General features: G+C 70.3%; 21 protein-coding genes and 1 pseudogene. 12 read left to right on the top strand and 10 right to left on the bottom strand.

Annotation, left to right across the window (positions count from 1 at the left end):
- Positions 1–226 precede the first annotated feature (226 nt).
- Positions 227–1,393, bottom strand: a complete 1,167-nt coding sequence (locus ACIPK4_RS33450; protein ID WP_402319856.1) for an ATP-binding protein — start codon at positions 1,391–1,393, stop codon at positions 227–229.
- A 234-nt stretch (positions 1,394–1,627) separates the two neighbouring features.
- On the opposite strand from ACIPK4_RS33450, the gene ACIPK4_RS33445 reads away from it, so the two are divergent.
- The 3 genes from ACIPK4_RS33445 (at position 1,628) to ACIPK4_RS33435 (ending at position 3,999) form a co-directional block, all read left to right on the top strand.
- Positions 1,628–1,969 (top strand): hypothetical protein, encoded by a 342-nt coding sequence (locus tag ACIPK4_RS33445; RefSeq protein WP_402319853.1) that lies wholly within the window; start codon positions 1,628–1,630, stop codon positions 1,967–1,969.
- Positions 1,970–2,166: 197 nt separating this feature from the next.
- Positions 2,167–2,679, top strand: coding sequence for a hypothetical protein (locus ACIPK4_RS33440; RefSeq protein ID WP_402319850.1), 513 nt, complete (start codon positions 2,167–2,169; stop codon positions 2,677–2,679).
- Positions 2,680–3,321: 642 nt separating this feature from the next.
- Complete coding sequence (locus tag ACIPK4_RS33435) at positions 3,322–3,999, top strand: DUF4190 domain-containing protein (protein WP_402319847.1); 678 nt, start codon at positions 3,322–3,324, stop codon at positions 3,997–3,999.
- A 214-nt stretch (positions 4,000–4,213) separates the two neighbouring features.
- Here ACIPK4_RS33435 and ACIPK4_RS33430 read toward each other — a convergent pair.
- From ACIPK4_RS33430 to ACIPK4_RS33420, 3 genes and pseudogenes are all read right to left on the bottom strand, one after another.
- Positions 4,214–4,656 (bottom strand): annotated as a pseudogene (locus ACIPK4_RS33430) (VOC family protein).
- A gap of 127 nt (positions 4,657–4,783) precedes the next feature.
- Positions 4,784–5,311: a hypothetical protein gene (locus ACIPK4_RS33425; RefSeq protein ID WP_402319844.1), complete on the bottom strand. Its 528-nt coding sequence runs from the start codon at positions 5,309–5,311 to the stop codon at positions 4,784–4,786.
- 735 nt (positions 5,312–6,046) lie between these two features.
- Positions 6,047–7,426, bottom strand: a complete 1,380-nt coding sequence (locus tag ACIPK4_RS33420) for a hypothetical protein (protein ID WP_402319842.1) — start codon at positions 7,424–7,426, stop codon at positions 6,047–6,049.
- Between the two features lie 192 nt (positions 7,427–7,618).
- On the opposite strand from ACIPK4_RS33420, the gene ACIPK4_RS33415 reads away from it, so the two are divergent.
- From ACIPK4_RS33415 to ACIPK4_RS33400, 4 genes are all read left to right on the top strand, one after another.
- Positions 7,619–8,203: a Tat pathway signal protein gene (locus ACIPK4_RS33415; RefSeq protein WP_402319840.1), complete on the top strand. Its 585-nt coding sequence runs from the start codon at positions 7,619–7,621 to the stop codon at positions 8,201–8,203.
- 327 nt (positions 8,204–8,530) lie between these two features.
- Positions 8,531–8,815 carry a hypothetical protein gene (locus ACIPK4_RS33410; RefSeq protein WP_402319838.1) on the top strand — a complete coding sequence of 95 codons (285 nt, stop codon included), beginning with the start codon at positions 8,531–8,533 and terminating at the stop codon, positions 8,813–8,815.
- Positions 8,816–8,990: 175 nt separating this feature from the next.
- A complete protein-coding gene (locus tag ACIPK4_RS33405; protein WP_402319835.1) occupies positions 8,991–9,446 on the top strand; it encodes a glycine-rich domain-containing protein in 456 nt (151 codons plus the stop codon).
- A 182-nt stretch (positions 9,447–9,628) separates the two neighbouring features.
- Entirely contained in the window at positions 9,629–10,204 is a 576-nt protein-coding gene (locus ACIPK4_RS33400) for a class I SAM-dependent methyltransferase (protein ID WP_402319833.1), read from the top strand.
- Positions 10,205–10,257: 53 nt separating this feature from the next.
- On the opposite strand, the gene ACIPK4_RS33395 is transcribed toward ACIPK4_RS33400, so the two are convergent.
- The gene (locus tag ACIPK4_RS33395; RefSeq protein ID WP_402319830.1) at positions 10,258–10,812 is read right to left on the bottom strand and encodes an AAA family ATPase; all 555 of its coding nucleotides are present in this window, start codon (positions 10,810–10,812) and stop codon (positions 10,258–10,260) included.
- Positions 10,813–11,094: 282 nt separating this feature from the next.
- On the opposite strand from ACIPK4_RS33395, the gene ACIPK4_RS33390 reads away from it, so the two are divergent.
- Positions 11,095–12,723 carry a S1 RNA-binding domain-containing protein gene (locus tag ACIPK4_RS33390; protein WP_402319827.1) on the top strand — a complete coding sequence of 543 codons (1,629 nt, stop codon included), beginning with the start codon at positions 11,095–11,097 and terminating at the stop codon, positions 12,721–12,723.
- Between the two features lie 125 nt (positions 12,724–12,848).
- Here ACIPK4_RS33390 and ACIPK4_RS33385 read toward each other — a convergent pair whose 3' ends face one another.
- The 3 genes from ACIPK4_RS33385 to ACIPK4_RS33375 form a co-directional block, all read right to left on the bottom strand.
- Positions 12,849–13,979 (bottom strand): hypothetical protein, encoded by a 1,131-nt coding sequence (locus tag ACIPK4_RS33385; RefSeq protein WP_402319824.1) that lies wholly within the window; start codon positions 13,977–13,979, stop codon positions 12,849–12,851.
- Positions 13,980–14,059: 80 nt separating this feature from the next.
- Entirely contained in the window at positions 14,060–14,722 is a 663-nt protein-coding gene (locus ACIPK4_RS33380) for a hypothetical protein (protein WP_402319821.1), read from the bottom strand.
- 208 nt (positions 14,723–14,930) lie between these two features.
- Positions 14,931–15,089 (bottom strand): hypothetical protein, encoded by a 159-nt coding sequence (locus tag ACIPK4_RS33375; protein ID WP_402319819.1) that lies wholly within the window; start codon positions 15,087–15,089, stop codon positions 14,931–14,933.
- Between the two features lie 155 nt (positions 15,090–15,244).
- On the opposite strand from ACIPK4_RS33375, the gene ACIPK4_RS33370 reads away from it, so the two are divergent.
- A complete protein-coding gene (locus ACIPK4_RS33370; RefSeq protein ID WP_402319816.1) occupies positions 15,245–16,708 on the top strand; it encodes a hypothetical protein in 1,464 nt (487 codons plus the stop codon).
- A gap of 119 nt (positions 16,709–16,827) precedes the next feature.
- Here the strand turns inward: ACIPK4_RS33370 and ACIPK4_RS33365 are convergent, their stop codons facing one another.
- On the bottom strand, positions 16,828–17,283 hold the full coding sequence (locus tag ACIPK4_RS33365; RefSeq protein ID WP_402319813.1) for a hypothetical protein: 456 nt from the start codon (positions 17,281–17,283) through the stop codon (positions 16,828–16,830).
- A 673-nt stretch (positions 17,284–17,956) separates the two neighbouring features.
- Here ACIPK4_RS33365 and ACIPK4_RS33360 point away from each other — a divergent pair.
- Complete coding sequence (locus ACIPK4_RS33360) at positions 17,957–19,813, top strand: transglycosylase domain-containing protein (protein WP_402319810.1); 1,857 nt, start codon at positions 17,957–17,959, stop codon at positions 19,811–19,813.
- Positions 19,814–20,012: 199 nt separating this feature from the next.
- Here the strand turns inward: ACIPK4_RS33360 and ACIPK4_RS33355 are convergent, their stop codons facing one another.
- The gene (locus tag ACIPK4_RS33355) at positions 20,013–20,354 is read right to left on the bottom strand and encodes a HopJ type III effector protein (RefSeq protein ID WP_402319807.1); all 342 of its coding nucleotides are present in this window, start codon (positions 20,352–20,354) and stop codon (positions 20,013–20,015) included.
- 330 nt (positions 20,355–20,684) lie between these two features.
- On the opposite strand from ACIPK4_RS33355, the gene ACIPK4_RS33350 reads away from it, so the two are divergent.
- Positions 20,685–20,939, top strand: a complete 255-nt coding sequence (locus tag ACIPK4_RS33350; RefSeq protein ID WP_402319805.1) for a hypothetical protein — start codon at positions 20,685–20,687, stop codon at positions 20,937–20,939.
- A 446-nt stretch (positions 20,940–21,385) separates the two neighbouring features.
- A complete protein-coding gene (ligA, locus tag ACIPK4_RS33345; RefSeq protein ID WP_402319802.1) occupies positions 21,386–23,497 on the top strand; it encodes an NAD-dependent DNA ligase LigA in 2,112 nt (703 codons plus the stop codon).
- Positions 23,498–23,699 lie beyond the last annotated feature (202 nt).

Raw genomic sequence — 23,699 nt, 5'->3', positions numbered from 1 at the left:
GGCTCGGATACGAGTGCGCGCCGCACCGACCGCCCACGCAGCCAGGCAGAGCTGTCGACGGACGGCTGGTTGTACGGCTGCGTCGCCCTCTCGCGGCCGCCCAGACGGCCGTAAGCACGGACACCCGATCGATGCACTGCGCAAACGTGCGGCCTGGGACCGCTTCCAACCCGACCGCCCCTGGCGGCGAACTTTCCGGGCACTGGCAGGGGCGGTTTGCGGCTGGTCAGTTCTGGCCGGTGCCCTGGATGATCCGGCCGATGATGGCCGAGGCCTGCTCCGGGTGCCTCTCCAGCCACGTGCCGACGTGCTCCCGTGCGGCCTTGGCGACGCCGGCGCGTACCGTGGCGCCGCCCAGGGCGCCGTGCGTAGAGCCCGAGAACTCGGGCCGGTCCAGCTTCACCGACACGACCGCCGTGAGACCGTCGCCGATCTGGTCGGCGCTGAGATCGGGCGCTGCTTCCGCCAGGAGTCGCCGCTCGCGCAGGTGTGCGTTGACGGCGGCCGCCACCCCTTCGCGGAATCCTGCCGTGTGCGTGCCGCCGCAGGGTGTGGGCGCGCTGTTGGCGTAGCTCTGGAGCCGCTCCCCGTGGGAGTCCTGCCACCGCAGGGCCACCTCGACCGTCCCGGCCATCCGTGGGTCCTCCCGCTCGAAGCCGATGACGTCCGGGTGAACGGACGCTCCCCTCTGCGCGTCGAGGAAGATGACGAAGTCCCGAGCCCCGCCCGGGAACCGGCACCGCACCGATCGGGGGCCGTCCGGGGGGCGTTGGTCGGTCAGCGAGATGTCCAGGCCCTGGTTGAGGAAGGCCAGTTCCTGGAACCGCTCCGTAAGCGTCGCGAACGAGCAATCCGTCGTCTCGAAGATGTCGGTGTCGGGCCAGAAAGCGATGGTGGTGCCGCTTCTGGTCGTCGGTCCCGTACTGGTGGGCGGGGTGAGCGCGACGCCGCGCGTGTACTCCTGGACCCAGCCGATCCCCTGGCGCCGCACTTCGGCTCTCAGGCGGCTCGACAGGGCGTTGGTGACGCAGGGCCCTATGCCGAAGAGGCTCGTTGCCACAGCGTGGCGGCCCCTTGGCTCGGCCCCGAACTGCATTTGGGTCAGCAGGGCTTCGAGGCCGGGACTGCCGGCGTCCCCGGAGGTCTCGACGGGGACACCAGGACCGTCGTCGGCGACACGTACGCCACCGTCGGGCGTGAGGGTGACGTCGACGCTGCCGGCGCGGCCGGCCACGATCTCGTTCACCGCTCGGCCGACGACCTCGAACACCACCTGGTGCAGGCCGCGTTGGCTGGTCGAGCCGATGTACATCCCGGGCCGCCTCCGGATGGCTTCCCATCCCTCCAGCATCTGAATGTGGCTGGCGTCGTACGGGTTGGCGGCGTCACTCATGAAGTCCCCCAATGGTGTCTCCAGCGAAGCCTCAAGCCTAGGTGGATCCAGGGAAAACACCAGGTCAGGCCCTGTTCGTCGAGGGCGTGGACGGGCGGGTGGGCGCCTGCTCGGAGGAGGTCGGCGCTGGGGTCGCGCACCGCTGCCGGACGGCTGCCGGAGGCCCGTGGAGACCGCGCCTGACCCCATTTCCGGCAATCCCGAGGCCCCTGATTTCAAGGAGATGATCGGGCCATGCTGCAAGCGAGAGACGAGCACGGTCGTCAGGTGAAGAACCCGGGGCCCACGGCTTTGAGCCGGATGGTGGCCAACCTCGGCCGGGGGAACGCCTTCGTGATCGTCGAGCGCGTCGATGATGCGACGATTGGCGATTGGTATGTCCAGGCATGGCTGAGGAACGACAACACCTATCAGCTGGAGTTCCGTGACGGGACACCCGCAGAGCACTACGAGACCCGGACGATCTCCCAGGAAAAGGTGATCGTCGCGCTCAACGGCTGGTCCAAGGGACGCCCGGACTGGAAAGACGCCTTCATGTGGAACAACCTCGGCTCCAGGTACGAGGACGGGAACTGACCCCCCGCCGGCCCGTGGGGCGGCAGGGTCAGCATCAGGCGGGCCTACTCCTACTGTTCGGACCAGGGCAGCCGGTGGAGACGGCGGGCGCGGTCATTTCCTCCGCCTTGTGCGAGATCATCTACGAGGTCCGCGTCAACCGCTGATGCGCTGTTTTGACCGAATGGGGAGGGTAAGACCGAATGGGGAGGGCAGGAATGGCGGGTGATCTCCGGTTCAGCTGGGAACTGGGCGGTTCCGGGTGGGCTACGTGCCGGATTGCCGATGGCACTTCCGAGTGGAAGGACATCGTCAGCTACCTCAGCGACGCCTTGGCCGACACGTTGCATGCGATGGTCGGGCTCTACGGAGCCTCGGATGTCGAGCGCATTTCCTTCGAGCTCGAACCGGCCGAAGCAAGATGGCGACTTCGGCGCCGTGGTGCGGACGTCACCATCGACATCTACCGGTTCCCGGACAGCATGACGAGCTGGGACCAGCCCGACGACGCGGGGTCCCTCTCCTGGAGCACCACTCAGCCCCGCAGCGTGCTGTGCCACGCGGTGATGGAGGCTGCTGAGGAGGTGCTGCGGACTCACGGCGAGGCCGGATACCGGAAGAAATGGGACGCCCACCCCTTCCCGGTCGCCGCCCTGCATGACCTTCGGCGACTCCACCGGCAAAACGACTCCTGCCGACAGGAGGAGTGCCGGCGCGTCCCCGGACCCTGATAGCTGCAGCCGACGGTCTCACGTCGCGACTGTCGGCAGAGCCAGCCGCTGGCAGGCATGGCGGTGCAGCTGCCGCAAGTTCACGTCGGCGGGCGAGTCGCCGATGGCAGATGAGGCTGCAGCACCTCCAGGCGTGCGGCCGCCGGCAGCTTTGCGCCCTGGCGTGAGCGCCCCGGCGTGAGCGCCCCGTCCTCCCCGGTCATGCACTCGGCGGTTTGGAGCTTGTGGTGTGCATGATGGATAGTAGGGTTGGAGACGATCATCGGCGCGTCCGCCTGCTCACACAGGCGCCTCCGTCCACGTTCGGCCCGACGCATGCGCTTCGAGGGCACCCCGGACGAGCGCATCCGGCAAGTGGCCTCCGTTGCAGCGACTTGAGGTGCGGTCCCTGCTCGACAGCGGCGCCGCATCGGTCGTTTCCCCGGTCTCCCCTTGGCCGCCAACCCGCCGAGGCTGCCCTCCGTGGCGCTGCACAGCGCGCAGTCCGTGACTGCGGGTTGCGTTTCACCCCCTGATCAAGGAGTTCCCCGCCGCATGTCCGTACCGCCGCAACCGATGTCGTCCCCCGGGCCGTACCCGCCGCACGGACCGTACGGACAACCGGGGCAGCATGGCGCGCCGCAGGGCTGGTACCCGCCGCCGGTGTCGCAGAAGACCAACGCGCTGGCCATCGTTGCGTTCGTCATGTCGCTCGTCTGCGCGATTCCGCTCGTCCCCCTGGTCCTCGGCATCGTCGCCCTGTCCCAGATCCGCAATCGGGGCGAGAAGGGCAAGGGCCTGGCCATCGCGGCCATTGCCATCCACGGTGCGACCATCGCCTTCTATGCGATCTTCGTGATCCTCGGGCTCACCGGATCGCTGGGCCACGCCGGCGACGCATCCTCGCCGAAGCGCGACACCGGCGGCCAGGTCACCGGCTCGGGACCCAGCAGCCCGGTGAACGACATCCGCACCGGCGACTGCTTCAACACGGACGACGATCTGGCGTCCTACCAGGAGAAGGAGGGCGGCCAGGCCCGCCGCTCGGTGCGCATCGTGTCCTGCGACCAGCCCCACAAGGGGGAGGCGTACGCCGTCTTCAACCTGGAGGACGGGGCGTACCCGGGCACGGACAAGGTCGTCTCGATCGCCGAGGAGAAGTGCGCCGGGACGAAGCTGGCCGACTACGTGGGCAGGAGCGCCAAGCTCTCGGAGACGCTGGACGTGTACTACTACTATCCCCAGCTGACGTCCTGGACCTTCGGCGACCGCGAGGTCACTTGCTTCCTGGGCGACAGCAGGGGCGCGAGCACCGGTTCGCTCCGCTCCACGGGGTCCTGAGCCGCTGCCGGCAGACGCCGCCCATTCGAGCGTGCCGGGTCCGCCGCCGCCCTGCAGGGCGGCGGCGCCGGCGCCCGGTTCGGCCGTACGGAAGTGGCGTGTGGTGCGGGGTGCGGCGGGGTTCGTGAGGGCCCGTGATGACGTACCTGTCCGCTGTACCTGCCAGATCAGAGAGCCCGGGGAGTGGTTCCAACCTCCCCGGCTCGGACAGTGCTCAGTCGATACAGAACTCGTTGCCCCCGATGTCCAGCATCGGGATGCACGTACTCGCTTTCCTCATCGGCTACGGCGTTCGCACATGGGTCGCGTCGAGCGCGACCAGTCGTGTGCACTCGGCTTCGAGCGTGGCGAGGCGCTCATCCCTCACGAGCCGGTGCCACCCCGACGTCGAGATGCCCCCGGTTCTTGTCGGCGGCTTTCCCCTCGGGGACGCGCTGGACATACAGGCGCGGGCCCACGCCCGACGGCGCTGCAGGCGAACCATGACCCCTGCCCCTCCGGAGGCAGGGGGGGGAAGTCAGGGGGGAAGTCGTCCCACGTGGTGAACCCCTCCGGTGGCGGCGGTATGACGTACCCCGGCGCTTCACACCAGAAGCGTGTACGGCGCGAGGGTTCCGCGCAGCCAGAGGTCACTCGGAACTTCTTGATCGCTGAAATCGGCGCACCGACCGAGTGGCAGGAGGACCCTGCCGCTCATTTCCCGGGACGATCCGCCCGTGACCTCGAAGCAGCAGTTACACCCGCATCCCTCCGGACCTGGGCAAGATCAAGTTGAAGACGGGTCCTAGGGGAGATGGGCGGCGGCCTTCTCGTAGTCGGTTGCCTGTGCCGGGGTGAGGAGCCTGCTGACGCGGATCAGGGTTTCGCCTTGGAGGTAGTCGTATTCGGTGAGGGCGGGCATTCCCTTGGTCACGGCCTGGATGTAGTCGTGACGTGCTTTGGCGTCCGCTTCGGTCTGGAACACCTCGATACTGCCGCCGAGTTCGACGTCGCCGGGCTGGTAGCCCTCCGTCTCGCCGGCCGGAATCCGCCCGTCGGTAAACGTGATCTTTGACGTGTACTGGTGAGGGCGCCCGAGGAAGTGGTTCGGGTCGTTCTCGGCGGTGACCGTGCCGCCGAGCTTGGCAGACGGGACGGCGGCGGACAGGGCGGCGAACGCGCTGGTGGCGTCGGCCGTGGCTTTGCCTGGGGCCGGCGCGGGGGTGGCTTGTCCGTTGGGGGTCGCCGCCGTGGGCGTACTGGTGGAGGTGCTACAGCCGACGAGCAGCGCGGCGGTGATGACGGCTGCAGCGGCGTGGGTTGCTCGGTTCATGGGATCCCCTGGGTACGTGAGGGGCCTCATCTGATCGCCTTTCGGGGAGGAACGTGACCAGTGTTGCCGTTTCGTGACGGGACCACGGGACGACGGGATGACGGGAGGACGCGGTGACGGAGCGACGGACGGGGCCGAGAGGCGGTTGCGTCCCTGGGCGGTGACCTGCCGCGCCGGCCGGGCGGGGGGTGCGGCGGTGTTGTGCCGGCGGCCGGGCTGAGGGTGCGTTTACGTCTTCGTCTTCACGTCTTCAGCGTGCCCGGGCATGCGCGCTCGGTACGATCGCCGGGATCCGCGGGGGTCGTTCGGAAGGGCGGCCGTGGCTGCGGAGCGTGTGCGGAAGAGGGCCCCTGCCGGTAACAGGAGCCCTCCCCTTTCCGTGGCGTGTCCGCGCCGGGCCCAGGAGGACTTGACGGGAGATTGCACGGTCGCGGCCGCCCTTGGGAGCGGCCGCACACGTCCAGTCTCACCACGGCCGACGGGCAATGGCAAGATCGAATGACCGTTCCGGCGTGTTCCGAACGCCAAATGGCCAGGTCAACGTCCCGGACGGTGCGGGACCGGGGTCGTGTTCGGAACGCCCCCGCACCGGCGGTGGCACCGGTCGCGGATCCCGTCGGATACCGAAGACCCGGTTGGAATCCCGAGCGTCCGGGCACGGAACGCCCTTTGCCCGGAGCGGATTTGGGGTCCGCGTCCGACGCGCCTGGCCCTGGGTCGGTCCGGGGGCCGGGCCTACACCAGGTCCGGCTTCCAGATGATCCGGTCCGGGTAGACGTGCGCCGTGGGGGAGAGTTCGTACGAGCCTCCGTTCGACTCCTGCGTGACCACCCAGCCCACGGCCTGGTACGCGAACGGCACCTTTTCCCGGGGGACGGCGCACTGCCGGGGATCCGTGATGACGGTCTGCCCGGCCGGGATGTCCAGGGAACGGGTGTCCGGCTGTTGCGGGCAGGGGTGGAACGCCGACAGTTGCGCGTACTCCAGCCGGATCCTGACGGTGGAGGCCGCGCGGCCCCCGTTCGTGACCTTGAGGGCGAAGGAGACGCGCTCCGCTTCCACCCGCGCGCACACCCGCCAGGTGATCACATCGGGGCCCTGGAACGGGGAGCTGCACCGGCTGTCCTCCCCGAGCGACCCCTTCTCCAGCCCCAGGGTCTTGGTCGCCTCCGCGCGTGCCACCGGGCTGCCGCCCGCAGCTGCCGAGTCCGCGGATGCCTGGACGGGGCCAGGTCCGGACCCGGTTCCGGAACCGGATCCTGCCCCGGAACCGGATCCTGCCCCGGAACCCCCTTCCCCGTCGGCCGGGAGCAGGAGCGCGGCGGCGGTGATCGCCGTGGCCGTGGCGGCGACGGTCAGCCCGCCGGCCAGAACCCGCATCCATCGCGGCCGGTCCCGCCACGGCCGTCGCCTGACCCGCCTCAGCAGACCGGACTGCTGGTCATCCGGGGAGGTACCGCCCGCGGCGGCGGTACGCACCGGAGAGGGGGAGGAGGGGAGAGGCTCCTCCGAGCCGATGAGCCTTGCCGCGGCGGAGTTCCGTGGGTGTGGCCCGCCGCCGGCCCCGGCCGGTGGAGGCGGACCCGCCGCCACGCCGGGTAACGCAACCTCGGCTTCCGCACCAGCCTCGGCCCGCTCAACAGCCTCGGCCCCTTCCGCAGCCTGGGCCCGCTCAACAGCCCCAGCCTGCTCGACAGCCGGACCGTCCGTGACGGTCGCAGCGGGCGTGGAATGCCCGAGCAGATGAGCCTGCGCTGCCACCCTCCACCCGCTCGGGTAACGGCGCTCCAACTGGGCCTGTACGAGGTCGATCCGTTCGCCCAGGCGCATCACCCGCTGTGCGCGTACGCCCTCCAGGCCCAGGGCCCGCACGATGTCGCGGGAGACGCCCCTGCCCGGCAGACCCGCGCCACCGCTTGTGACGATCCTGCGGCCGCTCAGCCATTTGGAGACCCGGGACGGGGTCACCGTCCCGCGCTTCCTCAGCTCGGTCATCCGGCTCGCGAGCTGCTGATGCTGAACCGCCGAGAGGCGGCAGGCCTCCCTGACCTCCCTCGCCCACGCGTCCAGCGCGTCGCCGAACTCGTCGATCAGTTCCTCGTTCGTGCTTCCCACCCTGCAGACCCTCTCTCCGCTTGCACGCCGGCACTGGTTCGCGCTGGTCGGAGAGGTGCAAGTTGCCCTGCAACATGCACCTGCCCCTGCCCTGTCGCCTCCCGTACGCCGAGCCCGGCACTGTGATTCTGACGGCGCGGCCAACACGCCGCCGATCCCTCAACTCCCTTGATCACACGAGAGGAACGCACCATGATTCGAACGAACGTGCGCAAGCGTCGCCCGGCGGGCTCGACCCTCGCCGCGGCAGCGCTGCTCGGGGCCCTGGCGCCCGCACTGCTGCCCGCCGCCCAGGCGCAGGCCGCGCCGCTCGGCAGGGCATGCCTGTTCCAGGACAAGGAGGGCGCCCAGGGCGCCGGCCACGTGGCCTGGGCCGTTCGCGACCCGAAGGACTCCGGCCACTGGATCTGGGGCGCGACGGAGGGCCCCGCGAACGGCATGTACATCCCGGCCGGCTCCCCGAACGGCAGCTGGATCAAGGGCGGCACCTGGAAGCAGCTGCGCGGCAGCATCAGCCTGGCCCGCTACGACAACTACCGGTGCATCAACACCGCCGGCGGGAACCTCGCGGCCGCGCAGCAGACGTACGGACGGATGAAGGCCAACGGCTACGCCGTGTTGACGAACAACTGCCTGACCAAGTCCCTGGAGATCTTCCGGAGCTACAGCCCTGCCCTCACCGGATCCTCGCTGCCGGACGGCAGGACGACGCCCAACCACTACTTCGAGGTCTCGCTGAACAGCGCCCGGGGCTGGGAGGCGAGCCGGTCCTACTGATGGCCCGACCACCTCGTCCACCCACCGATGCGTACCCGCCTACCTACCTACCTACCTACCTACCTACCTACCTGCGGGCGTACGTAGGTGGGGCCACCACGAGAGGAATGACCCACATGTGCCAGCGATGCAAGGGCGACGGCAAGTGCACCACCTGCGGCGGTTCCGGATTCCGGGGCTGGAGCGGCGCCAAGTGTGACAGCTGCAGGGGCAGCGGCGACTGCAAGGCGTGCGACGGCCGCGGCTGACGCAGCAGACCGGGCGGGCAAGGGGCTCCGGCTCCTTCCCGCCCAGCCCCCCGAACACGATGCAGAAGGAGGCTCGTCGATGCCCACGTGGTTGATCATCGCGGAGGAAACGGTCACGGAGAACGGGGCGGTGACGTACCGGCAGGTCACGGCCCTTCGTCCGGTGAGCGGCAACAAGAGCAGGGAGGAGGCGCTCGTCGACCTGTACAGGGCGGCGCGGGGCTACGTACCGGATTCCTTGCGGTCCACGCCCCGTGTGACCGGGCGCGACGGAGACGGGTCCTTCTGGGTGCTGCCGAAGAACGGCAAGGGCAAGTCCCAGGCTTCCTGCAACATCCGTCTTATCGAGCAGATACGCCCCTGAGCAGTGCTGTCCCTCCCGCGCGTCGGCTCGCGGATCGGCTCGCGGCGTCGGCTCCCGGATCGGCTCGCGCGTCGGCTCGTATGTCGGCTCGCGGGTCGGCTCGTACGTCGGCTCCTCGCGGGGTGGGTAGCAACCAGAACGTTCACGCACCATCCGACCACGGAAGGCGAAAGACGTGACGATCACACAGGGTGGGCCGGCGGCGGCCCTGACTCTCATCAGCCCGGAACTCCGGGCCCACCTCATCGCGGATGTCCGCGCACAATGGCCAGAGCTGACGGACGACCAGGGCGAACGGGGCGTGACGCAGATGGTCGCGTTCCTCGTCGCCGGCGCACGTACGCGCACGGACCTGTCCCCGTCCAAGCCCGTGGACACGTTCTGGCACGCGTTCATCGCCCGGACCCGGTCCTACAGGACGTTCTCCGACCTCGTCGCGGGCGGGTACATCGACCACGAGCCGGCCGACGTGGCCGCCCCGATCGAACTGAAGGAAGCGGCGCGGGACCGTACCGTCGCGGCGATCACCGCCGCGGGGTTCCCGGTCGACGAGGAATTCTGGCCATCGGTGGCGGCTGACTGCTCCCAGTGCTACGCAGGGTGCAGCAACAGTCCCGCGGGTGGGCAGTAGTAGCTACGGCACCACCCCGCCCCGTCCTCGGAGCCGTTCGCGGCCCTGGGGGCGGGGCACTTGTGCAGCCCGACGGAAGAGGACAGGTGCAGGACGTATTGGCGTGGGACGTCTGGGGTCGTGACCGGCCTGGACGACGCGAAGTGAACGGCGCAGGAGAGTCAACGTGGTTCAACTGGACCATGTACCCCGATTGGGGGCCCGGAGAGGAAGTGCTCGGCAACGTCGGCCCCGGTAGGCGGGTGCTGGAGCTGGGGTGCGGAAGCGCCGGGAACCTGGCCCACGTGGCGACGCTGGGCGCGGAAGCGGTCGGCGTGGACATGTCCGCGGTCCAGGTGGTGCAGGCACAGCAGCGCTGGCCCGGTCTCGAAGTCCGGCACGAGCGGGCAGAACGCTTCCTCTCCGCCGTTGACGCCCCGTACGACGTGATCTACTCCGTCTACGGGGCGTCGTGGTTCACCGACCCTGACGCGCTCCTCCCGCTCGTCCGGGAGGCGCTGACCCCCGGCGGTGTCTATGCCTTCTCGCACAATCCACCGGCTCTCGCGGGCTGCTACGGCGCGCAGGTGTCGCAGATGAAGCCGGAGCGGGCGGGCGACGAGCCCCTGTTCGTGAAGCGGTTCGACCATGAGCCCGAGCAGTGGGAGCTGCTGCTGAAGGGCGCGGGGTTCGAGGACATCAGCGCCGGTATCATCCCGCCGCCCGAAGGCAAGCGGCTGGGGACGCTCCTGGTGACGGCGCACGCCCCCGCGTATTAGCCCGGCCGAGCGCCGAGCCCCTGCCCGCAGGGATCACGCCTACGGCCTTGCGGTCAGCGCGCTCGGACGAAGGCCCCGATCTCGGCCGCCCCGGGGCGGTAGCCGTCGGACGTGTCCACGAGCAGGGCAGGGGCGTCAAGGGAGATGTCGACGAACTTCTCAGGGCGATAGGCGCCGACGGCGATATCGGTGAGGAGTCGCCGGTCGTCATGGGCGGCGCGATGCCTGTCCGAGTCGGCGCGTTCGGTCATGCGCTGGATGATGGTGGATGTCGAAGTGCTGCACCGGATGATCCGGAGGTCGGCGACCTTCGTCAGGGGTTCGAGGCCGGGACGCCAGAGCCGGTCCTGGTAGGCGGCCTCGGCGACGACGGTGACACCGGCCCGGAGGAGCACGGCGAGGGTGTCGAAGAAGGCGTGCATGGCCGGGACGTCGAGAGGGTCGCCCCGGCCGGGCCGGTGGGCCGTGGCGCTCATGACCATCCCCTGCTTGATCTCGTCACGGATGATCGCGGGGCAGCCGAGTTCGCGGGCGAGGTGGTGCGCGAGGGTGGTCTTTCCGGTGGCGGGTGGACCGCTGACCACCACGAGGGTCGGCCGTGCTGGCATTCGCTGAACTCCCATGGTGAGCTGGTACGTCGGCGCCGGAGCGGTCGAGGGACTGAGACGCCTGAGCCTTGACGAGCAGCAGGCGACGGATCCGCGCTGTCGGCTCAGTTTCCCCTACGGGTCCGGGCGCCGACGGCACTGAGGTGCCGGGTCGACGTCCGGCCGGAGACCCAGGCCGGACGGCCGGGGCCCTGGCCTGCGAAAGCAGGTGGCGGGCAGGTGTTCCGCGGCGACATGATGCGGGCATGCTCAATCCCCACATGTCCGACGGCAGGCAGTAGCGTGCTGCCCTACGTCCACCGCATCACCAAGTACGATCCCGCCGATCGCGATCAGCACGGCCACTACACCGGCGCCGAGGAGACGCACAGCGACCGCGGTCCGGTCGAAGCCGCCTACCTCCAGGCCATCGCCGCGTTCGCGGAAGAGACCGGCATCGACCGCCTTGCCATACGCGAACCGCAGGTCGCGGCCGGATCCACCGCCTTCGGCGCGGAACCCGCCGTCGAGGGCGACGGCCTGGCGGGGCTCTTCCCGCCCGACCACGCGGGCTATCACGACGGCGCGCAGGTTTCGCTCACCGTCGCCCTGGAACTGGTCCGCGCGATGCTGCGCGACGGCGGTGCCTGGTGCCGGTTGGAGGCGGAGGGCAGGTTCGCGATCCACGTCGGCTGGGACCAGTACGTCTACGTCGGCAGCAGCGAGCCCTGCCCGACGGCCGTGGCCCGTGCCCGCGCACTCGGGCTGTTCCCCGAACCACTGGAAGTCTCCCCGTACGATGCCGAGTTCGATGAGCCGGGGATGCGACGGCCCGCCGATGACGTCTTCTGGGCCCGCGTGGGCTGGCTCCTCGCGTCGCGCCGGGCGATGCTCCTGGAGGAGCGCCACGTAGGCAACGCCGCCCGCTGGCACCGGCTCGACGCCGGTTCGCTGGCCGCGGTCCGCGCCCGGCTGACTCCCCGCTCCCGGCTCGCCGTCTGGCCGGACCTCTCCAGCGATGTCGGAGCCGTGCTCGCGGATCTGCCGGAGGAGGGCCTGGTCGAGCTCGTGTGGGAGGACGAGCACGGCCGGATCTCAAGCATCGTCGCCGTCGCCGTCGCCGTCGCCGTCGCCGTCGCCGTCGCCGTCGCCGTCGCCGTCGCCGTCGCCGTCGCCGTCGCCGTCGCCGTCGCCGTCGCCGACGCCGACGCCGACGAGACCGAGTTCGCGCAGCTCGTGGCGCTCGTCTCCGGTGCCCGTGCCGCAGCCGTCCTGTCCCTCTACGTCGACGAACGGCAACCGCTCATGACGGCTGTCCTGCCCGACGAGGACGGCGTCCTGCGGGCACGCTGGCAGACCGAGCCGACCGCCGACGACCGCGACTGGGCGGTTCTCACCACCCTGCGCCGGGGACAGATCTGCACGGGCACCGTCGTGGCCATGCCCGACTTCGGCGTCACCTTCGTCGACATCGGCGGCTTCACCGCGATGGTCAATCTGCCCGAGGTGTCCTGGCGCCGCATCGACCACCCCACCGACGTGCTGACGGTGGGCCAGGAGGTCACCGCCGAGATCCTCGACGTCGACCTGGTCCGGCAGCGGGTGCCGCTGTCGCTCACATCGCAGGAAGACCCGCTGCGGATGATCGCGCAGCAGGTCGGCCGGATCGTCACCGGACCGGTCACCTGGCTCACACCGTCCGGCGTCTACGTCCGCATCGAGGACCGCGACGACGGCATCGAGGGACTGCTGCAGCACACCGAACCGGCCGAAACACCGATGCCGGACCGGCCCGAGGAGGGGGTCCGGGTCGGCGACCTCCTCACCGTCCGGATCATCGGCGTCGACCCGGACAACCGTCGCATCATGCTGTCGCGCGTCGCTACTGGACGTTCAGGCGGATCGGGTGCGGGGCGTCCGCGGGGCACGTGAAGATGGAGCTCACGGCCGGGGAATCCTGCCTCGGCCGGATCCACCGGCGGTCTCGGCGCCTGCTCCCCGCACAGACCCGCTCGGGACCCGCAGCCGCCCGGCCGACCAGGTGGGCGGATTGCGGGCTAGAAGTAGCCGGCGCGCATGTACTGCGTGAGGTTGTCGAGGATGTCGCGTAGCCACGGGCTGCGGACGTCCGGCAGCCGGACCAGGGTCTGCCGGAAGATCTCGGGGTCGGCTCGGAACAGGTGGCGGGGGTGCGGCGCCGGCGGGTCGAAGTCGTCGCGGAGGACGCCGTCGGGGAGGCCGCCCGATGTGGGGACGGGCGGGTCCGGCTCGGGGAAGGCCAGCCACCGCCAGACCCCGAACGGCAGCGGCACCCGGTACGCCGCATCGCCGGCCGGGGCCCAGACCTCCCCGGTCTGCGGATGCGTCGGCACGAGGAGGATGCCGGCATCCCCGTCGGGAGCCGGCCGTCCCGGCCCCGCCAGGACAGCGGGCCGCGGCGGCGGACCCGCGGGGAGCATGGCGTCGAGCGCACGCCCGAACACCTCAGCGGTCAAGCCGTCCGGGACCGTCACGGGCCGGCCTTCCGAGGCGGCCAGCAGGTGGGCGAGTGCCCGGCCGGCCGCCGCCTCCCACCGCGGGCTCCACGACCACCGGTGATTCGACCAGCGGCCCGCTCCCAGCCGCGACCCCCACGCGGCGATCGGTTCGAAGGGGGGTGTGCCCTTGCCCTCCGCGATCAGCTGCGCCCAGGAAAGCGGCTCGACGTCGGCGCCGACGTCGGTGCCGTCGACGGGGAGGCGGCGTACTGCGCTCGGGGCGAGCCACATGGCCTGCCAGAGGGAGCAGTCGTCGATCCGGCTCGCCACGGGCAGGGCACAGGCCGCGCACGCCACGTTGGGGCCGGCGGCCTCGTCGAGGCCGCAGCAGTAGCCGCCGGCTCGCTCCGGGATCAGTACGGTGCCGTGCGCGTCGCCGGGTGCGATGACCGTTGCACCAGGCGCGCCGTCGGACAGGGCGTAGACCGGCGCGTAGACACCGCGGGCGGCCGCCTCGTCCGGATGGATCTTCTCCCAGGTCCGCCACGGCGGGCCCCAGGGTTCCGGTTCCACGGCGAACGTGCCCGGCTCCATGAGCACCGGCAGCTGAGTCCCGTTCCCGTACTTCTGATGGGCGTGGACCGGCAGGGCAACCTGGGACACGGGGTTGGTGAGTTCAGCGCCGCACCCCGCGCACACGAAAACGAACAAACGTCCTCCGCCTCGGAACAGAAGCATCATCGCAGCGCGGCGCAAGCAGGCCAATCGGTTTCGAAGACGCGTACGGCCGCTCAGCCGGGCCTCAGGCCGAGACGCACTCCGTGGTCGGGCGGCGAAGCGGTGGGCTGAAGAGATTGCGATTTGTACCGCCAGACGGCATGCTCCAGCCCGCCCTGTTCATGTCCAAGGATCGCAGCAGCTTCCTCGTATACGGCTCGCAGCTGCTCGTACGGGAGGCCCGAGACTCCGGCATCCGCAGCGAAGGTGCGCAGGTGTACGTCCACGGCGACCTGCGAACGGCCGACGAGGTTGCCGATGTAGTCGACGCTCTTCGGCCCCACACCCTTCACCGTGCGAAGAGCAGCACGATTGACCCGCTCGCCGAGCCACGCATGGAGGTCGTCGCGGGTGTCGACCCCCTGGGCAACCAGCAGATCAGTGATGGCGTGAGTTGTTGCGACCTTGCGGGCGCTGTGGAAGTCCATGGCGGCTGACAGGTCGTGCGTGGCGAGGCGCGCCTGAAACCCGCGTACCGTCGCGGCATCGGGCCAGGCTTCTTGCAGCCGCAGAAGTCGTGGCCGGAGGGTCGCCTCGTACTTGCAACGGGCATGGAAACTGGCGTCGCAGACCACGGCCCCCATGTGCGTCCAGCCTCCGGGCTGGGGGAACGGACCGTCGCCGAGGAGGTGCTGAACCTGGTCGGCGATGCGCCGGGCCGGGGTGAGTGCGGTCATGGGCCAATGATGGTGCTCCGGGCTGTCCCCCTGGCCCGAGAGCGTAAAACTCATCGAAAGTCCGGGTGGGAAAGGCGGGAGAGGCCGGACTCCGGTCGGGACGACAGTGGCAGCGTGCCCGGCGCCGTCCTTCAGCCTGCCTGCGCCTCCTGCACCTGGTCGCGCCCCCTGCACCTGGTCGATTTCGGAACCTCGGCCGTGCGGTCGGCTACTGGCCGGTGTCGCGGGTTTGGTCGTTCCGCTTGCGGAGCCCGGTCCGCAGCTTCTTGGCTGTGTACGCCGTCCCCGCCACGAGGACCGTGGCGAGGGCGTTGCCGAGGACGTCGTGGGCGAGGAAGGAGTACAGCGTGGACATGGTCATGCTCATATGTGCTCTCCCTGGTAGTGGGTCCGACAGTGGGGAGAGCGTTGCCTCGAGAGGGCTGTCCAAGGGCAGGTGCGGTGTGTCGGGCCTGGTCGGAGGGGCTACGGGCGTGGTCATCGCGTGGTCAGACGTGGACGGCACAGTCGAGGGGGAGCGCGGTGTCGCCGCAGCGTGAGATCGACCTGGGTACGGCAGGCGGTCAACTGGCCGACTTCTTGGTCGGCTTGACCAGGGGAGCGTCGGTCCGGCAGTTGGCCACGCGGTTCGGGTGCAGCAGCTCCAGCTGGGGCAACTACCTCAACGGTTCCAAACTCATCCCCAAGCAGCTCGTCGGACAGCTGGTGGAGTCGTACACCCCGCCTGGCCCGGCACGCAACGCCAAGGCCCTCCGGGCTCTGGAGCTGTGGAACGCCGCCGACGCCGAGCGGCGTACCACCGGCTCCCCGCCCGGCGGCGGTGAGCTGGTGCGACAGCACCAGTTACGTGACGACGCCCTCCAGCAGGTCATCAGGTACCAGGCCCTCGCGGCGAACGCCGACAAACACCTCGCGGAGCTGCGGCCCATGCTCGCGTACACCCGGAGCCGGCTGGAGACCGCCGAGCTCCAGCTCAAGCTCGGCGGCGTACGGGAGCATGCTCGTCTCGAACGGCTGCTCGGGCAGGCGAGGGAGCGGCTGGCCCGGGTGCGCATCCAGCAGGAGCTCGCCCGCGGCCGCCGGATGACGGCGGAGGAGTACCAGGAGTTCTGGATGGCCGAGGTGCTCCGCACCCAGGAGGAGATCAGCCGGCTGGAGCACGAGTCACAGGACCTCGTGGCCGCCCCGGCCGCCCCGGCCGCCCCCTACGAACCCGTCCACCAGAGCGCCACGGACACGGTGGACGCGCTGCACACACGGGAGGCATGGGACGACGACTCCGACTTCGAGGCCCGGCTGGAACACATCACCGCCGAAGGCGTGGAAGACGAGGCGCTCATCGAAGAAGACCTCCAGCTGGCGCCCGACGAACGCGACGGCGCCGACGTGCCCCACGTCCGAACCGCCCAGAGCTACCGTGTCCAACCCTTGTCCAACCCTGCGTTGGACAAGCTCGCCAATGGCTACGAGGCTTTACGCCGAACCAAGATGTACCGCGCGACCCGATCCCTGCTCGTTGCCGGAGCCGAGGTCCTCTTCCTCTCCGTCTGCGCGGTCCACTGCGTGTTCGACCTCCACCCCGGGCAGTTGTTTGCCGCGCTGGAGATGGCTTCCGAGCGGAACCCGTCCGCCCAGTGGTACGGGCGCGCCGAGCAGATGCTGACCAGACTCGGGATCCGGGACACGCCCTGGTACGAGAACGAAGCCAAGCGCTCCCTCCTCAGGCGACGACTCTTCCTTCCGGTGCCCTTGCTGATGCTCTCCTGGCTGTCCTACGTGTTCTGCCAGCCGGCGCTGCTGGGGCCGTCCGGCAAGGGGGGAATCGCGTTGTGGGTCGCCGCCGCGACCCTGGTGTGCCTTCCGGTCCTGTACGGGAGCCTCAGGGCCGTGACCGTGCCGAAGCTGCCGGCCCGCATCACGGCCGTCCTGCTCCATACGACCTGGGCCGTGCTGTTCGTGCTCGACCGCCTTCCGTGGACGCCGTGAAACACGGGGCTCGGCTGGGGTTCGGGCTCAGGTTCGGGCTCGGGTTCGGGCTCGGGCTCGGGCTCGGGTTCGGTTCGGGCTCGGCTCGGCCTCGGCTCGGCCTCGGCCGTCATCCCCCGTCAGACCTTGAACAGCACTCCCCGCCAGGTCCAGCCCGCATCCAGGACGGCTCGCTGCAGCGGGGCCCGCAGGTTCTGCGTGCTGAGGCGGAACGTTTCGACCTTGTGCCGGCGCCCATCAGGCCCCCGGGGGGTCTCCCACTGCCGGTACACCTTGTCCGCCACTCCACGGCCGTACTGTCTGCCGGTGCCGTCGACCGCCGGCTCCCACCGCTCCTCAAGGACGCGCACCTCGTGCGCCGCGGCATGCAACCGCATCCGGGTCTTGAAGGTCAGGTCCAGCGCCGGATACTCGAACTCCGCCACCAAATCGGCGCCGTCCTCCGGCCCACCCTCCCGTACGACGAACCGCACGCCCGGGCCGCCGTTGACCGCGAGCAGCGCGGCTCGGACCTCCGACGCGGGCCGCGCCGCGACACCGCTGCGCGGATGCCTGGTCCCGGTCCACCGGTCCATGAAACCCATGGCTACGCCCCCGCCCCCGCCCCCGACCCGGCCCCGGCGTCGAGGTGAACGCCGCGGACGCAGTCCTGGAACCCTCCCAGACCTGCCCGTCCCCAAAAGCAACGGCGCACGGCTCTGACGGACATCATGGGTCGACCTTACGGCGGGTAGGGCGTCGGCGGAAACCTGATCTCCCCCCACCGCGCGCCTGCTCCGCGCACCGCCGAACATCACTCTGTCGGCTCGTACTGCCTGGCTCGGCTGCCGGTGGCGTCATGCCGACGGCGCGGGACCCCTGAACCGGGGCCGCGTCGTGCCGGTTCTCCGTCACGGCGAGTGCGCGTCGTCCCCGTTCTCCGTCACGGCGGGTGCCGCGTCGCATGCAGATTTCAGGAACGGCCCAACCTCGAACGCGATCTGATCATCTTCCACGCCGAATCCGCCACCGCCCCCGAGGTGACGGCTCGCGATCGAGGAGGTTGGCATCCTCATGAGGCTGCCCCGCAAACGCCGCGCAACTCTTACCGGTGGTCCGGACGACATGCAAAGCCCGGAGCAGGCCGCAGGTCCCGAGCGCACACGGCGCCGTGCGGGCCGAGGGAAGAGCCGTAGGAGAGCCGCCCGCACGGCACGTCGCCGCCTCGTCGACTTCCCCAGGCACGGCCGGCGGGGCTGGCGGCGCTGGATGCCCTCCTGGAAACTGGCCTCCGGCCTGTTCCTGCTCTCCGCCGGCGCCCTCACCGGCCTCCTGGCCGCCGTCTACGTACAGGTCCAGATCCCGGACCCGCACGACTCCGCGCGCCGGCAGGCCACCGTCTACTACTGGGCGGACGGCAGCCGGATGGTGAGCGTCGGCGATGTGAACCGGCAGGACGTGAAGCTCTCCCAAGTGCCCGATTCCGTCCAGCGCGCCGTCATCGCGGCCGAGAACGCTGATTTCTACAAGGACTCGGGCGTCTCCGTGACGGGCATCGGCCGCGCCGCCGTCAACATCGTCAAGGGCGAGGAGACCCAGGGCGGCTCGACGATCACCCAGCAGTACGTGAAGAACACCTATCTGAGCCAGGACCAGACCGTCCAGCGAAAGATCAAGGAGCTCTTCCTCTCCCTGAAGGTCAGCAACCAGCGGCCCAAGTCGGAGATCCTCGAGGGCTACCTCAACACTTCCTGGTTCGGCCGCGACGCGTACGGCGTCCAGGCAGCCTCGTACGCGTACTACGGCATCCCCGCCAAGGACCTGAACCCCAGCCAGGGCGCTCTGCTGGCCGCCGTCCTCAAAGGCGCGGAGAGCTTCGACCCGTCGCTCAGCGCCGACAACCACCAACGCGCGGAGGACCGCTGGAGCTGGATCCTGGACCGCCAGGTCGACACGGGTTCGATGAGCGCCGGGGAACGCGCGAAGTACACCGCATTCCCCGAGCCGAAGCCTCCCGTCAAGCCGACCAGCCAGGCCGGGCAGATCGGCTACCTCGTCGACATCGCCAACAAGTACCTCAAGAGCCGCACCGGCATCACGGGCAAGGAGCTGGCCAGTGGCGGCTACAGCGTCCACACCACCTTCGAGAAGGACAAGGTGCTCGCGCTGACCAAGGCCGTCGAGCAGGTACGTGCGGAGCGGCTGGATCCGAAGAAGCGCCCGGACGACGAATTCGTGCAGGTCGGCGCCGCCTCGATACGCCCCGAGGACGGAGCGATCGTCGCGGTCTACGGCGGTTCCGATGCGATCGAGCACTTCACCAACAACGCGGACACCTCAGGCGTCCCCGCGGCCTCTGCGTTCAAACCCTTCGTGTACGCCGCCGCCCTGGAGGAGGAGCTCGACGGCGGGGAACGTTCCGCCGAGGGCGCCTCCCCGGTCCCCCTGAAACCCACGCCGGCACGGGCACCGATGGCATCCCTGAACCTCCACTCGGCCCTGGTGGCCTCCGACCACACGCCGTTCGTGGAGACCGGCAAGAAGATCGGGCTGAACAAGGTCAAGGAAATCGCGGTCGCGTCGGGACTGCGTGCGGAGAGCATGGCCAAGCTGGAGCCGACCTTCTCCATCGGTACCTCCACCCCCAGCGCCGTCCGGCTGGCCGGCGCCTACACGACCTTCGTCAACCAGGGCCGGGCCACCGAACCGTACTCGGTGTCCAGGGTCGAGCGCAGCGGCGTCACGGTGAACGACTTGGGCCGGCCCAAACCGCGGCGGGCGATGAGCTCCGAGGCGGCCTCGATCGTCGGCGCGGCGCTCCGCGAGGTGAGCGGGAGCACAGTGGGACCGTCGGACGGCCGGCCGACCGCCCCGTCCTGGGCGGCCAAGACCGGTCCGAACGACCGCATGAACTCGGCCTGGTTCATCGGTGCGACGCCGGACCTGAGCACCTCGGTCGCGATGTTCCGTACGAAGCCCGACGTCCCGCAACTCCTGCCGATGCAGGGTGTGGGCGGCCCCGACTCCGAGCGGGGCAGCGCCCTCCCGCCGCTGATCTGGAAGGCCTACAACGCGGCGGTAACCGCGCAACCGCACCCGGCGGACGTCCCGCAGAACCGCCCGTGACGGCCCCACGGCGCGGGCCTACGAGCCCTGCGGCGTCGGGTCCGGGGGGTGGGTCGCCGGGCTCGGACGGGTCGACGCCGAGGTTGGCGACCTACTCGGCGAGTGCCTGCACTGCACCTCGTCGAGGACCGTTGGCGGGGGTTCCTCCCCGAGGCGGGGAGGTCGTCGGGACCTTTGGCGCTCGCCCCGATTTCGCCGTTCAGCTCTTGCGGGACAACGGTTGCCCGGCGAAGCTCACCCCTGCCAGGCCATGGGCCATGAGGTTGCGAATGTTGCCGTGATCGGTGTCGTTCGGCGTCGCCAGCACACTGCGGTAGTGCTCACCGAACGCCAGCAGCGCCTCCTGGTCGCTCAGCCCTTCCAGCAGGGCCAGGCCCAGCGTCTTGCAGGAACCCTCGTTCTCACCTGCGGCATTCTCCAGCTCACCGTTACGGAATGCCTGCGGCTGGTACTCGTAGTGCGCGGCGACGAAGGCCAGGGTGTCGGCGAACTCGTGCTCCCCTGACGCAAGGCTTGCCCGCAGCGAGTTCAGATCAGTCATGGTGCTTCCCCTGGGTTGAACAGACGAGTCTTATTGCCGTCCGTGACCGGACGACACTACCTCCCCCACGGCCAGCCGGTAAGCACCGCGCCACATGTCGGAACGGCGGCATCTCCGCAGGTCACGGCTTGGGAGTGGGTGCCCTGCTGACCCGTCTCGACGAGGTTTCACCTTTCCTGACCAGTGACGGAACCGAGACGTGTAGGCAGTTGTCTGCGTCAGCACGCACACTTGACGCTCCGTGCGGAGTGATCGCACAGGGGGGAGCGCCTGGCAGGCTGTGAGACGGCCAGCCGGCCGGGGCTCCCCGGAAGATGGAGAGGGAAGACCATGACGACCGTCCTGACAGGTGGTCAGGTAGCACACGGCGCGGTATCCGGCGTGCTGGCGGCCGGTGAGCCACCGGCCCCGGGGGAGAACCCCGGCGGGTACGGGCTGGCGGGGCTGTTCAGCGCGGTCCTGGAGTCGGTGGGCTGGACCGCCGGCATGTGCGTGCTGGGCGTGCTGATCACCCTCGCCGGGGCCGCGTGGATGTGGGGCCAGACCCCGAAGGCCATCGGCAAGGAGAGGCGCCGGACGCGCTAGGGCGGCGCCGTCCTCGCCAGGCCGAGAACCAGCTGGCGACGGACGTCGTCGTGTACGTCGGCGACGCACCGCGAGTCGACGAACAAGGTGTACAGGGGATGCTCGGGGAAGTCGTTGAGCCGAAGGATCCACCAGCGTCCATCGACCCGGGCCGCGTAGGGGAAGACGCTCGTACCGGTGTGATGCCAGGCGGCCGCTGGAGGCAAAGCGGGGAGGGGAGTACTACCCGTCCCTCCGGGGCCTGCCCCGGCCCCGGCCCTGGGACCAGGCACGGCCCCGGCCCCGGGCCCGGCGAGGGCGCTCGGACGTCGGCGCCGGCGCAGGCGATGCCGGCGGGACTCGGTCGGATCGGTCGTCACGCGGTCATCCTGCTGCCTCCCGAGCCGGTGCGCCGTGGTCGAGGGACACGAACCCGCACGGCGGCGTTGTCAGTGCCGGGCAGCATCATGACCTTCATGACCGAAAACAGTGCCCTGCTCTCTCCTGCCGCCTACGTGCAGGCCGTGACCACCGCCGTGGCGGCGTCGGCCGCGTACTACGGCGACGGGACCACCCCGCTCGGTGACGACGAGTACGACGGGCTGCTGCGCGCCATCGCGGCCTACGAGGAGGCCCACCCGGACGAGGTGCTCGCCGAGTCGCCGACCGGGAAGGTGGCGGGCGGGGCCGTGCAGGGTGACGTGCCGCACTCGGTGCCGATGCTCTCCCTCGACAACGTCTTCGACGCCGACGAGCTCGCCGAGTGGGCCGCAGGGCTGGAACGGCGTCTGGGGCACCCTGTGGCCGCATGGTGCGTGGAGCCGAAGCTCGACGGCCTCGCGGTGGCCGCCCGCTACCGGGGCGGTCGGCTCGTCCAGGTCCTCACCCGCGGCGACGGCCTGGCCGGCGAGGACATCACCCACGCCGCCGACGCCGTCCTCGGTCTGCCGCCGGTGCTCACCCAGCCGATCGACGTCGAGCTGCGCGGCGAGGTGCTGCTGACGACCGCACAGTTCGAGGAGGCCAACCGTATCCGGCTCGCCCACGAGGCCACGGCCTTCGCGCACCCGCGCAGCGGAGCGGCCGGCACGCTGCGGGCCAAGGACCGCCCCTACCGGATCGAGTTGACCTTCTTCGCCTACGGCGCGATCGGCCTGGACGACCTCGGCCACGCTGCCCTGCTGGAGGAGCTGGCCGCGCTCGGCGCGAACACGGCCGCCAGCACGGCCGCCGCCCCGATGCGGTGCGAGACCGTGGAGCAGGTGCAGGAACGTATCGACGTGATCGCCGGCCTGCGCGCAGACCTGCCGTTCGGGATCGACGGTGTCGTCGTCAAGGCCGACACGGCCGAGGACCAGCAGCAGGCCGGCAACGGCTCGCGCGCCCCGAGGTGGGCCGTCGCCCGGAAACTGGCGGCCGAACACAAGGTGACGCGCCTGCTGGCGGTCGAGTGGAACGTCGGCCGGACCGGGATCATCGCCCCGCGCGCCGTCCTGGAGCCCGTGGTCATCGACGGCGTGACGGTCACCTACGCCACGCTTCACAATCCGTCCGACATCACCCGTCGCGGGCTCATGATCGGCGACCAGGTGTTCGTGTACCGGGCCGGCGACGTGATCCCCCGGGTCGAGGCACCGCTGGTCGACCAGCGCACCGGCGCCGAGAGCCCGGTCGTCTTCCCCGAGGCGTGCCCCCGCTGTGGCGACGCGATCGACACCTCCGAGCAGCGGTGGCGGTGCGTGCGCGGCCGGAGCTGCCAGGCCGTGGCATCGGTGATCTACGCGGCCGGCCGGGACCAGCTCGACATCGAAGGCCTCGGCGGCACGCGCGCGGTCCAGCTGGTGGAGGCCGGTCTGGTCAAGGACGTCGCCGACCTGTTCACGCTGACCCGCGACCAGCTCCTTGGTCTGGAGCGGATGGGTGAGACCAGTGCCACCAACCTCCTGGCCGCGATCGAGACCGCCCGCGGGGCGGCGTTGAGCCGCGTGTTCTGCGCCCTCGGTGTCCGGGGCACCGGGCGTACGATGTCCCGCCGGATCGCCGCGTACTTCGGCTCGATGGCCGCGATCCGGGCCGCTGACGCGGACACGCTGGCCGGGGTGGCGGGTATCGGCACCGAGAAGGCCCGCGTCATCGCGGCCGAACTCCTCGAACTCGCCCCGCTCCTCGACAAACTCCAGGCGCAGCAGGTCGGCACGCAGGTCAGCGAGCCGCAGAGGCCCGCGACCGAGGCGACCAACGCCACCACCGCGACCACCGCGACCGAGGCGACCGACGCCACCGCCGCCACGGCCCCGACCGAAGGCGCGGACTCGGCTGGTGGCCCCCTGGCCGGACAGGCCGTCGTGGTCACCGGCTCCATGACCGGCCCCCTTGCGGTGTTGTCCCGGAACGAGATGAACGAGCTGATCGAGCGGGCCGGCGGAAGGGCGTCGTCGTCAGTGTCCAAGCGCACCACGCTCGTGGTGGCGGGCGAGAAGGCTGGCTCGAAGCGCACCAAGGCCGAAGAACTGGGCATCCGCATCCTCGACCCCGAGGAATTCGCCGCCCTCGTCGCCGACCTGCTGCCCACCAGCTAAGGGCTGTCCGGCTTGCCGCGCACACCGCGATTTCGTATCTCCCCGATGCAGCGCAGCCGACACCGCGCTTTCCCGCCCTCTCCCCGGACGACCGACGGGGCTACGGCTCGGACCGGGGCGGCCGTCCCCTCGCGGTCACGGGCAGGCCGCCCCGCACCAGGACCGCCCACGCGGGCCAGGACGGAGGCCGCCCGAAAGCCGA

Origin of the sequence: Streptomyces sp. NPDC086989, from assembly GCF_044745505.1 — a bacterium.
GTDB lineage: Bacteria > Actinomycetota > Actinomycetes > Streptomycetales > Streptomycetaceae > Streptomyces.
Note: the sequence above shows the minus strand (reverse complement) of the source record. Positions and strands in the feature narration are given on the sequence as shown.